Below are 12,452 nucleotides of genomic sequence, written 5' to 3'. Positions count from 1 at the left end.
TATTAATGGCGGCACCCGTATTCAAACCATAAAAAAAGCACCCAACGGAAGGGTGCTTTTTACATTCTGTCTGATCAACGGTTAATCAGTAGAAAGAGTGCTCGCCGCGCTGGTGTTCTGTCAGGTCGCGAACGCCTTTCAGTTCCGGGAAGTTTTGCAGCAGTTCTTTCTCGATGCCGTCTTTCAGGGTGACATCAATCATAGAACAACCGTTACAACCGCCGCCGAACTGAAGAACAGCGATGCCGTCGTCGGTGATTTCCATCAGGGAAACACGACCGCCGTGGCTGGCCAGCTGCGGGTTAATCTGTGACTGCAACTGATATTCAACACGTTCCATCAGCGGCGCATCGTCAGACACTTTACGCATTTTAGCGTTAGGCGCTTTCAGTGTGAGCTGGGAACCGAGCTGATCGGTCACGAAGTCGATCACCGCGTCCTGCAAATAAGGCGCGCTGAGTTCGTCGATGAAAGCGGACAGTTTCTCGAACTTGAGTTCGGTATCCGTCGCTTCCACGGCGTCTGGCGGACAATAAGAGACACCGCATTCTGCGGTCGGCGTACCGGGATTGATCACGAATACGCGGATTTGGGTGCCTTCTTCCTGGTTTGCCAGCAATTTGGCAAAGTGCTCTTGGGCAGCATCGGTAACAAGGATCATAACATTCGCTCAATAGTTGACTACTCTAGTTGGTTATAATACGCCCTTTGTTTTTACCCGTCACCCTTCACGTTGCCAGAGTGTTAGCAGCAGGTGCTCACGTCTGTAATGTCCGGCAGATACACGCGATTTGTACCGAAGCAACACCCTGATTGATGAGCATTTTACTGATTTCGCGCACCGTGCTGCCGGTGGTGACCACATCATCAAGCAGCATCACGTTTTTACCGCGCAAATCGGCATGGCAGCTAAACGCTTTACGCAGATTCCACTTTCTTTCCCGCTCACTCAGGCTTTGCTGTGACACGGTGCGCCGGTCGCGGCTCAGGGCGTAGGGGCGAAATTCGCAGTGCAGCCAGCGGGCCAGCGGACGGGCGAGTAATTCACTTTGATTGTAGCCTCGGGAAAAATAACGTTTCTGATGCAGCGGTACGCTGAGGATGATGTCCGGGCGCGGCAGGGTGCCTGACCGCCAGCGCGCCAGCCAGCGCAGCAGAAACAGGCGCGCAAGCGTGGTATCCAGTTCGGGAAGATGGGCGAATTTGAGCCGCAGCACCAGTCCGCTGACCGGCGGCTCATACGGGCTGGCGAAAACCAGCGCGTCCCATGGCGGCGGTTTCAGCAGGCAGCGTCCGCAATCGAGAGTGCCTCCTGCGCTGGGCAATCCGCAGCGCGGGCAGCAGGGCGGTGCGGCGGGCAGATGTCTGAGACACAGACTGCAAATGCCCTGTACCGCAAGATGCAGCGGACACTGGCATAGCCAACAGCGGCTGGCAATTGTTAGCATAGTGGCGGGTTCCTTTTGCCAAAATTATGGGTCGAATAATCAGACTGACACGGACAATACGCTATGAATAAGCTTTACCGGGAGACAATCGGCGAAGGAGATCGCCATCTTGTGCTGCTTCACGGATGGGGATTGAACGCAGAGGTCTGGCGTTACACGGCGGAGCGACTTGCGCCGCATTTTTGTCTGCATCTGCTGGATTTACCGGGCTATGGTCGCAGTGAAAACTTTGGCGCGATGACGCTGGCCGAAATGGCTGAAATCGTGCTCGACGGCGCGCCGGAAAAAGCGTCGTGGATGGGCTGGTCTCTGGGCGGACTGGTCGCCAGTCAGATTGCGCTGACCGCGCCGCAGCGGGTGGAAAAACTGATTACCGTGGCTTCCTCGCCGTGTTTTGCCGCGCAGGAAAACTGGCCGGGGATCCGCCCGGAGGTGCTGCATGGCTTTCAGCATCAGCTAAGCGAAGATTTTCAGCGCACCGTGGAGCGTTTTCTGGCGCTGCAAACACTCGGCAGCGACAGCGCGCGGCAGGATGCGCGGTTGCTGAAGTCCGTTGTGCTGGGTCAGCCGGTTCCCTCAGTGGACGTGCTGAACGGCGGTTTGGAAATTCTGCGGGAGGTCGATTTACGCCAGCCGATGACGGAACTTTCCGTTCCGTTTTTACGCATTTACGGCGCGCTTGATGGCCTGGTGCCGAGAAAAATCGTGCCGTTGCTGGATACGCTTTTGCCGGATTCGCGTTCGGAAATCATTGAAAAAGCGGCCCATGCGCCGTTTATTTCCCACCCTGAAAGGTTTTGCGAAATTGTCGAACGCTTTCTGATTGCAGACTGAAAATCAATGTAAAAATAGTTGTCTAATTTCTGGCTTATTCCCGAGGGTGATTAATACTTAAGCCGATAATGACCGGGTAAGGCTGGCGTAAGTTTTTACGTGTACCTGTTTGCGTCTCTGGGGAGTTTACTGGTGTTTAACCATGAAGGTCATGCCAGCGCAAATATACCTGCTGTTCATATCTTGACTGCTTTCTTTGAAAATTATTCATCCAATTTAGAGGTAATGTCATGAAATCGAATAAAATTATTATTGCTGCTGTTCTGGCCGGTTTCTTCTCGGTCAACGCGATGGCCGCTGATCTGATTACGAAAGAAGAAGCGAAAGAAAAAGGCTATACCAGCCTGGGCGTGGTCACGACCAGCAACGAATACACCGCGCCAATGGATGCCCGTGAAGAGCTGGCAAAACTGGCGGATGAAAAAGGCGGCAAATACTTTGTCATCATCGCCGCTCAGGAGAAAAGGAAAATCAGCGCAACCGCTGAAGTGTTCAAATAATCCCTTCTTTACGCTGAAAAATCCGCGGGATGCCTGTGCGCATCCCTTTTATTTTCTTTAATTCTGCGTCATCTCACTTTTCAATATCACTATTCCTCTGATTTTAAAGAATTCTCTTTAATCATTACTCTGAGAGTAACGAAGTGTCTGTCCGCTTAATTGATAGGACGGGCGAAAATTCCTACACTTAGCAGGCTACTTAAACAGGTCAAATGTGATGCAACCGCCACTTGACTGAACTTCCCACCGTCTTCTTTGTTTCATCACGCCGGGAAAAATTCAGCAAGCTCAACCCAGGGAGGTTTGGCATGCCGCAACATCCGCAGACCACGAAAGCGTGGGACACCCGCCGCACTGAAAAACAACGGCGTATCGACAGTGTCCGTTCCGTGGCCGAGGGTAAAGTATTACCCACAGATAAAATCATTCCTGTCCTCGAAACGCTGATTGCCTCCGGCGACCGCGTGGTGATGGAAGGTAACAACCAAAAACAAGCTGACTTCCTTTCCCGCTCACTGGCGAAAGTGAACCCTGAAAAGCTGCATGATTTGCACATGATCATGCCAAGCGTCAGTCGTGCTGAACATCTGGATCTCTTCGAACGCGGCATTGCCCGTAAGCTCGATTTCGCCTTCTCCGGTCCGCAAAGCCTGCGTATCGCGCAGTTGCTGGAAGATGGCCAGATGGAAATCGGCGCGATCCACACGTACATCGAACTGTATTCCCGTCTTTACGTCGATCTGGTGCCGAACATTGCCCTGATCGCCGGCTTCAAGGCGGACCGCAAAGGTAACCTGTACACCGGCGCAAGCACCGAAGATACGCCCGCGCTGGTCGAAGCCGCGGCCTTTAAAAACGGCATCGTCATCGCGCAGGTTAACGAACTGGTTGACGATGAAACCGACCTGCCACGTGTTGATATTCCGGGCGACTGGATTGATTTCGTGGTCGTCGCCGACAAGCCATTCTTCATCGAACCGCTGTTCACCCGCGACCCGCGTCTGATTAAACCGGTTCACGTGCTGATGGCGATGATGGCGATCAAAGGCATTTACGCCAAACACAACGTGCAGTCGCTGAACCACGGCATCGGGTTTAACACTGCGGCGATCGAACTGCTGTTGCCGACTTACGGCGAACAACTCGGCCTGCGCGGCAAAATTTGTAAACATTGGACGCTGAACCCGCATCCGACGCTGATCCCGGCAATCGAAAGCGGCTGGGTCGACACCGTTCACTGCTTCGGCGGTGAACTCGGGATGGAAGAGTATATCCGCGCCCGCCCGGACGTGTTCTTCACCGGCTCTGACGGTTCCATGCGTTCTAACCGCGCGTTCTGCCAGCTGGCAGGCCAGTACGCGGTGGACATGTTCATCGGTTCCACCTTGCAGGTCGATGGTCTGGCGAACTCCTCAACCGTGACCCGTGGCCGTCTGGCCGGTTTCGGTGGCGCACCGAACATGGGACATGACCCGCACGGTCGCCGTCACTCAACGCCTGCATGGCTCGACATGATTGAAGAGCCGGACCCGATGGCGCGCGGTAAGAAACTGGTCGTGCAGATGGTGGAAACCTTCCAGGCCGGTGGCAAACCGACGTTCGTTGAAAAGCTGGAAGCCGTCGATGTGGGTAAAGAATCCGGGATGCCGCTGGCGCCTGTGATGATTTACGGCGACGACGTCACGCACGTGCTGACCGAAGAAGGGATTGCGTATCTGTACCGCGCCCGTTCTCTGGAAGAGCGCCGCGCGATGGTCGCTGCGGTGGCTGGTATCACTGACATTGGTCTGGGCGTTGACGCCAAACGCGTTGCCGACCTGCGCCGTCAGGAACTGGTGGTCTTCCCGGAAGACATGGGGATTCGACGCACTGACGCCACCCGTTCATTACTGGCGGCTGGCAGCGTGAGCGAGCTGGTTGACTGGTCCGGCGGTTTGTATAACCCGCCAGCCAAATTCCGCAGCTGGTAATTGATGATGCCGCAGACTTTACCGATTGGCGCTGTACTCACAGCGCAAGAGCTGGCCGAAAGGCTGGCAGACACGGCGACGCAGGCGCTGATCGACGAAGCGCGGCTGAGCCCGAAACCGGGACTGGTGGACAGCCGGAGTTCCGGCGCACATCAGGATTTAACGTTAGACCTGATGGTGCGTTCGGCACGCAGTCTGACCCCGACTTTTTATGCGCTGGCGTTACACAGCTGGCAGCGCCCGGCGGATATCGCCTTGCGTCAGGAAGTCGGTCGTCTGGGCCGTACAGGTGAAGCACGAATGATGGCGGCAACCGGCGGAGTGAATACTCACCGGGGCGCTATCTGGGCGATGGGGTTGCTGGTCAGCGCCGTTGCCATGCAGCCGGAAAATCTGATGCCGCAGCACATTGCACAACGTGCCGCGAAAATCGCGAAATTACCCGACGCCTTCAGCCCGAAAAAATTCAGTAAAGGTGCGCACGCCGTGCAGCGTTATCAGGTGCCCGGTGCGCGTGAAGAGGCGCAGAGCGGCTTCCCGCACATTATTGATTGTGCGCTGCCGCAGCTTCATCACAGCCGGACGCGCGGTGCCAGCGAAAGCGAAGCACAGGTCGATGCGCTGCTGGCGGTGATGACCCGGCTTTCCGATACCTGCGTGTTATCGCGCGGCGGATTACCGGCGCTGGAAGCCATGCATCAGGGCGCGCAGGCCGTGCTGGATGCCGGCGGACTTCAGACACGCGCAGGGAAACAACGGTTGCGCCATCTGGAACAGCAGATGCTGGCCGATAACGCATCGCCCGGCGGAGCCGCCGATTTACTGGCTGCCACCCTGTTTCTCGACCGCGTCAGCGTGCCTGACTGAACCGGATACGCATTAACTAACATCAGTACAAAGAGGTGTTATGGAACGTTTTGAATTTAACTACCCGGCGGCAAAAGCACTGCCAAGCCGCGCCGAAGCTGGCGTGGTGGGTTCCGGCGATTTAGAAGCGCTGTATGAACCCAAAGCAGAAGCTGAGCTGAAAATTATTGTCACTACCTCCGTCGATGGCAGCCACAGCCTGTGGCAGCACTTTTTCGACCGTCTGAACGCCCTGCGCGAATTACCGGCAGGCCGTCTGGACATTAATGATTTTGGCGCCACACCAGGGGTTGCCCGTCTGCGTATCGAACAGGTCTTTGAGGAGGCTGAAAATGCCAACTGATACTGATCAGAGCTTTATCGAACTGAGCGCCCGTCAGCGCGCCCGCAAATTGCTGGACGCCGGGACTTTCCGCGAACTGCTGGGGCCGTTCGAACGCATTATGTCGCCGTGGCTGGAACCGCAGGGCATCGTCCCGCAGGCCGATGACGGCATGGTGGTCGCGAAAGGCCAGATCAACGGCCAGCCAGCAGTGGTTGTCGCGATTGAAGGCGGCTTCCAGGGCGGCAGCATGGGCGAAGTGTCCGGTGCCAAAATGGCCGCTGCGCTGGAAATGGCGGCAGAAGATAACCGTAACGGCATCCCGACTCAGGCAGTGCTTCTGCTCGAAACCGGGGGTGTGCGTTTGCAGGAAGCCAATCTCGGCCTCGCGGCTATCGCCGATATTCACGCCGCCATCGTTGATTTACGCCGCTATACGCCGGTGATTGGCGTGGTGGCCGGGACCGTCGGCTGCTTCGGCGGGATGTCCATCGCCGCCGCGCTATGCAGCTATCTGATTGTCACCCGCGAAGCGCGTCTGGGCCTGAACGGTCCGCAGGTTATCGAACAGGAAGCCGGTATCGACGAATACGATTCCCGCGACCGTCCGTTTATCTGGAGCATGACCGGTGGCGAAGTGCGTTATCACAGCGGTTTTGTGGATGCGCTGGTCAAAGACTCCCTCGCACAAGTGAAAGACAACGTGCTCGCCTTCATCAAAAAAGGCGTTCCGACGACACATCGTTCTGATAATTATGATTATTACCTGCCAAAACTGACCGGTTTTGACACCGCGCAGCAGGCCAGCCGTGACGTAACGGAAGCCCTGTTTAACCGGGAGGATCGCGCATGAGCAACGTAGAAAGCAACACCGTCAGCCGGGGTGATTACTGGTTTGCCGAACTGACCAAAGAGGCCACTCCGGTCAGCGGTCTTTGCCCTTCGGTGAAAGCCGCCGATGGCAAACTCAACGAGCAGGCTGTCCGTTTCATCACGGTCGTGCCGGATAAAAATAATCACTATCCGCGCGCAGCGGGCGGTGAAGTCGGTCTGCTGGAAGGCTGGACGCTGGCAAAAGTCGTTAACGACGCCATTGCCGCTGACGCGAACTCTGACACCAAACGCGCCATCGTGGCGGTGATTGATGTGCCAAGTCAGGCTTATGGCCGTCGCGAAGAAGCGTTCGGTATTCATCAGGCGCTGGCCGGTGCCGCAGGCGCTTACGCCAAAGCCCGTCTGGCCGGGCATCCGGTGGTGGGACTGATTGTCGGCAAAGCAATGTCCGGTGCGTTTCTGGCACACGGTTATCAGGCCAACAAGCTGATCGCCTTCAAAAACAACGGCGTCATGATCCATGCGATGGGGAAAGAATCCGCCGCACGCATCACGTTACGCTCTGTGGAGGCACTGGAAAAACTGGCCGCCACCATCCCGCCGATGGCTTACGACATCGAAAACTACGCCACGCTGGGGCTGCTGTCGCAATTACTCGACATCGCTAACCCGGACAGCGCAACACCCGACGACATCACCCGCGTTCAAAGCGCGGTATGGCAAAACATCCAGGACGCCCGCAAAGAAGGCGTTAGCCTCAGCAACCGTCTGGGTGCAGAAAATCGCGCAAGTTCGCAGCGCGTTCGCCAGCAGATGCGTCAGGAATGGTAATTCGTTAATAACTTTCAGTCTCAACCGGTAACGCACCTGCAAACAGCGTGACGCAGCCGCATTTGCAGGTTCCCGCCCCTGGCGTTCAGGGACGAGAACCTGCTGTTGTCTGCAACTGGACTGTCATACTAAAAAAACCATCGCACCGGCGCCGACTGAGCATTCATACTTTGCCTCAGGAAAAACGCTATGACTTACGTAATATTGCACGCGCTCGCCCCTATTTTCGTCATCATGATCCTCGGTTTTTATGCCGGGAAAGCGAAAATGGTGGATAACCAGAACGTCTCTTTACTGAATATTTTTGTGATGGATTTTGCTTTACCCGCTGCGCTGTTTGCAGCCACCGTACAAACGCCGTGGGCCGGCATTGTTGAGCAGTCACCGCTGATTCTGGTGCTGGTTCTGGCGATGTGGATCACCTACGCCGCGATTTACTTTATTTGCACCAAAGTGTTTAAGAAATCTCCGCAGGATGCGGCCGTTCTGACGCTGACCGTGGCGCTGCCAAATTACGCCGCACTCGGTTTGCCGATTCTGAGCAGCGTAATGGGTGATGCACCGTCAACCTCATTGTCCGTGGCCGTGTCGATTGCCTGTGGTTCCGTGCTGATGACACCGTTCTGCCTGCTGATTCTGGAACGTGAAAAAGCGCGTCTGAGCGGCGAAAATCAGGGATCATCTCTGGCGCTGTTGCCGGTTCTGATGTGGCGTTCAGTGAAAAAACCGATCGTCTGGGCACCGCTCCTGGGTGTGATTCTGGCGGCATTTGGCATTAAAATGCCGGAAATCTTCCTGGCGTCGATCAAACCGCTGGGTCTGTCAGCAACTGCGTCTGCGCTGTTCCTGACCGGTGTGATCCTGTCAGCCCGTAAGCTGAAAATTAACGCTCCGGTGCTGTTGTCCTGTGTCGCGAAAAACCTGATTCAGCCGTTTATCGCCTGGGGTCTGGTTCTGGCGTTCGGCCTGAGTGGTCAGGTGGCGGTAACGGCGATCCTGATGATTGCGCTGTCTGCGGGTTTCTTCGGTATCGTGTTCGGCAACCGTTTCGGCGTTCAGTCTCCGGATGCAGAAGCGTCACTGCTGATCAGTTCCGTATTGTGTATTGTGACACTGCCGCTGTTCATCTCACTGACGGCTGCACTTCACTGATAAGACAGGATTTATAAAGATGTCCGACCCGCGTGCCCATGATTTTGTCTGGATTAGCGACCGTTCCGCGCTGGAAAGCGACAACGTTTTACCCGACTGGGTCAACAGCAGCTGGCGCACCGCGCTGCCGCTGGTGGTCCGTCGCGACCAGCGTGCGGACGGGGCCATTCCGGTTGGGATACGCGGGCTGACCCGCATTCAGCGTGCGGCGGCCTGGGTGGATCCGGCCGCCGTGGTGCGGGTCGTCACGCCGGAATCGCTGGTCAGTGACGTCAATGCGCTTTTGCAATCGCCGTTTGTTTCACAGCAACCGGTGCAGGCATTGATTACGTTAAGCAGTCTGCAACTGCCTTTCCCGTGGGGCGTGACGGGCAGTTGTGCGTTTGCGCTGGCCAGTGATATTCCGGTTATGCATGCTGACAGCGATCTGGATTTGCTGGTGCGCTGCGATTCTCCGGCGACACCCGCGCAGTTTCTCGATTTTTACGACCAGCTTCAGCGGCTTCCGTGCCGTGCCGATGTTCAGATCACTACGCCACAAGGGGGATTTGCCCTCAGCGAATGGCTGCGCGGCGGTGATGTGATGCTGAAAACCGCGACCGGCCCGTTCCGGGTGCGTGATCCATGGCAATCGCTGACAGGCTGATGTCTGGCAAAAGCAGCAAGGAGCACGATGAAAATCTTATTTACCTTCCCCGGTCAGGGCCCGCAGGTGCCGCAAATGCTGCACAATTTGCCCGATAATGCCCTGACCCACTCCCTGATTGAACAGGCCAGCCTGGCGCTTGGCGAAGATGTTCTCCTCCTTGATAACGCCGGTGCTTTTCATTCCACCCGCGCAGTTCAGCTCTGTCTGCTGATTACCGGTGTCGTTTGGGCAAAACAATGCCAGGCCCAAGGCATCGACGCTGATTTTTGCAGCGGGCTGTCGATCGGGGCATTTCCTGCCGCCGTCATCGCGGGGGCGCTGGAATTTTCCGATGCCGTAAAACTGGTCGCCCTGCGCGGCGAGTTGATGCAGCAGGCTTATCCGCAAGGCTTTGGCCTTTCTGCCATCACCGGCCTGCGCCAGGAACAAATTGAAACGCTGGTGGCGCAGGTTAACAGCGACGAACTCCCGGTGTATCTGGCCAACATTAATGCGGAAGATCAGCTGGTTATCGCGGGCAGCGATGCCGCGATGAAACAGGTGATGCTGCTGGCGAAAGAGCAGGGTGCGCAGAAAACGCACCGGCTGGCGGTCACGGTGCCGTCGCATTGCGCATTGCTTGATGAACCCGCTGCCAGACTGGTGGAAGCCTTTAAACAGGTGAAAATTTCCCGCCCGGTTTGCGGTTATCTCAGCGGAACCACCGGACGCGTTTACTGGCAGCCGGAGAAAATCGCCGATGATTTAGCGATGAACATGGCGCGCACCGTGAACTGGCGCGATGCCATGGTCGCGGCCTATCAGCGCGACGTCCGTCTGGCACTCGAAATGCCGCCTGGCTGCGTGCTGACCGGGCTGACAAAACGCGCCATGGATCAGGGCGAAGCGCTGTCCGTGTGCCAGTCCGGCATGCAGGTTGCGGGACGTCTCGCAACCCGGTTACGCGAAAATGAGCGGTAGAAATTAGTGTGATAGGTTGGTCATGAACTGATGTTCTTGTTGCGTTACGCTTACATGTAACTTTATGAAGTACAAAAGAAAATTATATATTCCGCATTCCTTTTCGTAGAAATATTGCGCAATATGTTATTGTCCAACCACGCTTCAATTGTTGACTGAAGCGTTGCCTCTTTACATGAAGGGATATCATGCCAGTTTTAATTCGCGGGGATTCAAAAATGATAGTGCTCGACAGATCGTACAGCACAGCGACCCTGGCCCGACGGTTTGAAGTCATTGATGAGATACATTTCAACAATGTCGACATGTTGGTCATTTATGATGAAAAAATTCCGTTTATAGCCATTGCAGAAGCCCAAACCAGAACAGACAACCGGGGCGAAAAACGACACCACGTGGTCGCTACGCTGGAACTTGCCCGCCGGAAGCATGACGATGAAATTCTCGAGGTTCGTGAATTTTGGGAAGACGATAAAGCATTTCAAATCGAAGGTGTCGTCGTCAATTCTGGAATGCGAGATTACCGTTTAGCGACCTTGTTGTATGAAACGCTGGTCACTAAAAAAGATCTCACCCTGATGAGCGATAATGAGCAATATACCGGTGGCCGTGCGTTGTGGAAACGGCTTGCTCAGGACTCAGCCGGATTAGTGATTTTCGTTCTGGATACCGCGAAAGGCCAATTTTATCCTTACGACGGTACAAAAATGCGTTACGACGGCGTGAGTATTCCTGAATCCGCCATCTGGAGCGATCATCCGGATAAAACGCACAGGCCAGTGGTTTTAATTGCGCAAAACAGCGAGCGCCTTTCAGCGCTTGCGGCTCGCTAGCGCATACATCCGGCTCTCTGCCGCCAGCGCGAGTAAATTCGGATCGTGTTCGCGGCTGTGCGGGAACACCAGCGCGATGGTCTGGCGCATCTGGTAGGCTTCGGCCAGTGGCAACAGCCGGACCGTATTTTCATACACCCCTTTCATCCTGCCGGGGATCAGCGTGTACCCGACGCCCGCCTGCACCAGGCTCAGCATCGAGAAAATATCGTTCACGCGGGTGACGATATCCGGTTCGAACCCAGCCACCTGAAAAGCTTCCTGAAATCCGTGATAAGTCGCGAAACCTTCCGCCAGCGAGACAAATTTCTTCTGTTTGAAATCGCGTAAATCAGCGGTGCCTTCGCACGCCAGATCGGAACTGGCGGGCGCGGCGAGGAAAATATCGTCCTGAAACAGGGGAAGCTGATCGTAACGCTGGGCATCGACGCTGGAATCGCTGGTGGAAATCAGAATTGCATCCAGCTGTCCGTCTTCCAGCTTTTGCAGCAGGTCGTTGTTCGAGCCCATCACCAGTTCCAGCTCAAGTTCCGGACGCCGCATTTTCAGCCCCATGATTAAACGGGGAATGGTTTCCAGCGTCAGCGAATAGAGCGTACCCACTTTAAGCCGCTTATCGCCAAAACCGGCGGCGCGCTGCGTGGCTAAAATACCGTGCTCCATCTGCTCGATGACTTGTGTGGCGTGCTCCAGCAATGCCTCAGCGGCAGGCAGCGGCAGCAGGTTACGGCCGCGATGGACAAACAGCGGACAGCGCAAACCTTCTTCCAGCGAATGCAGGGCGCGATGCACGCTGACGCTGCTCAGACCGAGTTGTTCGGCTGCGCGGGTGATGTTTTGCTTTTCCATGTAGGCGAGGAAAATTTCAAGTTTCCGGAAGGTAATTTCACTGTCGATCATGCAGGCTCCTGCGGCGCATTCATGGCCGTTGCGACCTGTTGATGATAGCTGAATAGCCGCAGCGCGACTATTCAGTAAGGGCGAAACCCGGCGTCAGCGGATGACGGAGATTAGCTAATGAGCGTGTAGGAAACCGTCAGGCATTTTTTGCCGTCGGCGCAGCTTTTACAACTGCCGGTCAGGCAGCTGTCATCGGCGTCGACCGTTTTGGCTTTACGCATGGCGACCAGCTTTTCGAGCATGGCCTCAACCAGCGGCTGAGGCGTATTCAGCTGGCGGCTGAGCTGGCGGGCATCTGCCCGCCCGGCCAGCGCAAGACTGTCGCGTACCTGAATCAGACTGGCCATCATTT

The 12,452-nt window shown here is 55.8% G+C and carries 15 protein-coding genes; 11 read left to right on the top strand and 4 right to left on the bottom strand.

The features are described 5' to 3' along the window. Nucleotides 1-85: 85 nt before the first annotated feature. Entirely contained in the window at nt 86-661 is a 576-nt protein-coding gene (gene nfuA / locus BV494_RS15610; RefSeq protein ID WP_104923672.1) for a Fe-S biogenesis protein NfuA, read from the bottom strand. A 97-nt stretch (nt 662-758) separates the two neighbouring features. Further along, the gene (gntX, locus tag BV494_RS15605) at nt 759-1,448 is read right to left on the bottom strand and encodes a DNA utilization protein GntX (protein WP_104923671.1); all 690 of its coding nucleotides are present in this window, start codon (nt 1,446-1,448) and stop codon (nt 759-761) included. A gap of 63 nt (nt 1,449-1,511) precedes the next feature. Between gntX and bioH the strand changes: the two genes are divergently transcribed. The 11 genes from bioH (at nt 1,512) to BV494_RS15550 (ending at nt 11,200) form a co-directional block, all read left to right on the top strand. Next, nucleotides 1,512-2,282, top strand: coding sequence for a pimeloyl-ACP methyl ester esterase BioH (gene bioH, locus BV494_RS15600; protein WP_104923670.1), 771 nt, complete (start codon nt 1,512-1,514; stop codon nt 2,280-2,282). A 230-nt stretch (nt 2,283-2,512) separates the two neighbouring features. Continuing rightward, nucleotides 2,513-2,782, top strand: coding sequence for a YdgH/BhsA/McbA-like domain containing protein (locus BV494_RS15595; protein ID WP_104923669.1), 270 nt, complete (start codon nt 2,513-2,515; stop codon nt 2,780-2,782). Between the two features lie 308 nt (nt 2,783-3,090). Continuing rightward, a complete protein-coding gene (gene mdcA / locus BV494_RS15590) occupies nt 3,091-4,752 on the top strand; it encodes a malonate decarboxylase subunit alpha (RefSeq protein ID WP_104923668.1) in 1,662 nt (553 codons plus the stop codon). A gap of 6 nt (nt 4,753-4,758) precedes the next feature. Then, a complete protein-coding gene (locus tag BV494_RS15585) occupies nt 4,759-5,619 on the top strand; it encodes a triphosphoribosyl-dephospho-CoA synthase (protein ID WP_104923667.1) in 861 nt (286 codons plus the stop codon). A 40-nt stretch (nt 5,620-5,659) separates the two neighbouring features. Then, entirely contained in the window at nt 5,660-5,962 is a 303-nt protein-coding gene (locus BV494_RS15580; protein ID WP_104923666.1) for a malonate decarboxylase subunit delta, read from the top strand. Continuing rightward, nucleotides 5,952-6,794: a biotin-independent malonate decarboxylase subunit beta gene (locus BV494_RS15575; RefSeq protein ID WP_104923665.1), complete on the top strand. Its 843-nt coding sequence runs from the start codon at nt 5,952-5,954 to the stop codon at nt 6,792-6,794. The genes BV494_RS15580 and BV494_RS15575 overlap by 11 nt, the downstream gene beginning before the upstream one ends. Continuing rightward, complete coding sequence (gene mdcE / locus BV494_RS15570) at nt 6,791-7,606, top strand: biotin-independent malonate decarboxylase subunit gamma (RefSeq protein WP_104923664.1); 816 nt, start codon at nt 6,791-6,793, stop codon at nt 7,604-7,606. Before BV494_RS15575 ends, mdcE begins: the two co-directional genes overlap by 4 nt. 189 nt (nt 7,607-7,795) lie before the next feature. Next, nucleotides 7,796-8,758: an AEC family transporter gene (locus BV494_RS15565; protein WP_104923663.1), complete on the top strand. Its 963-nt coding sequence runs from the start codon at nt 7,796-7,798 to the stop codon at nt 8,756-8,758. Nucleotides 8,759-8,777: 19 nt separating this feature from the next. Beyond that, nucleotides 8,778-9,404, top strand: a complete 627-nt coding sequence (locus tag BV494_RS15560; RefSeq protein ID WP_104923662.1) for a malonate decarboxylase holo-ACP synthase — start codon at nt 8,778-8,780, stop codon at nt 9,402-9,404. 27 nt (nt 9,405-9,431) lie between these two features. Further along, nucleotides 9,432-10,367 carry a malonate decarboxylase subunit epsilon gene (gene mdcH / locus BV494_RS15555; protein WP_104923661.1) on the top strand — a complete coding sequence of 312 codons (936 nt, stop codon included), beginning with the start codon at nt 9,432-9,434 and terminating at the stop codon, nt 10,365-10,367. A gap of 188 nt (nt 10,368-10,555) precedes the next feature. Further along, nucleotides 10,556-11,200 (top strand): hypothetical protein, encoded by a 645-nt coding sequence (locus BV494_RS15550; RefSeq protein ID WP_104923660.1) that lies wholly within the window; start codon nt 10,556-10,558, stop codon nt 11,198-11,200. Here the strand turns inward: BV494_RS15550 and BV494_RS15545 are convergent. Both BV494_RS15545 and BV494_RS15540 read right to left on the bottom strand, forming a co-directional pair. Continuing rightward, nucleotides 11,180-12,100 (bottom strand): LysR family transcriptional regulator, encoded by a 921-nt coding sequence (locus BV494_RS15545; protein ID WP_104923659.1) that lies wholly within the window; start codon nt 12,098-12,100, stop codon nt 11,180-11,182. The genes BV494_RS15550 and BV494_RS15545 overlap by 21 nt on opposite strands. A gap of 110 nt (nt 12,101-12,210) precedes the next feature. Beyond that, nucleotides 12,211-12,447 carry a FeoC-like transcriptional regulator gene (locus BV494_RS15540; RefSeq protein ID WP_104923658.1) on the bottom strand — a complete coding sequence of 79 codons (237 nt, stop codon included), beginning with the start codon at nt 12,445-12,447 and terminating at the stop codon, nt 12,211-12,213. Between the last annotated feature and the right edge of the window lie 5 nt (nt 12,448-12,452).

Source organism: Rahnella sikkimica (genome assembly GCF_002951615.1).
GTDB lineage: Bacteria > Pseudomonadota > Gammaproteobacteria > Enterobacterales > Enterobacteriaceae > Rahnella > Rahnella sikkimica.
The sequence above is the reverse complement of the archived record's forward strand: the minus strand, read 5'-3'. Positions and strand labels throughout refer to the sequence as shown.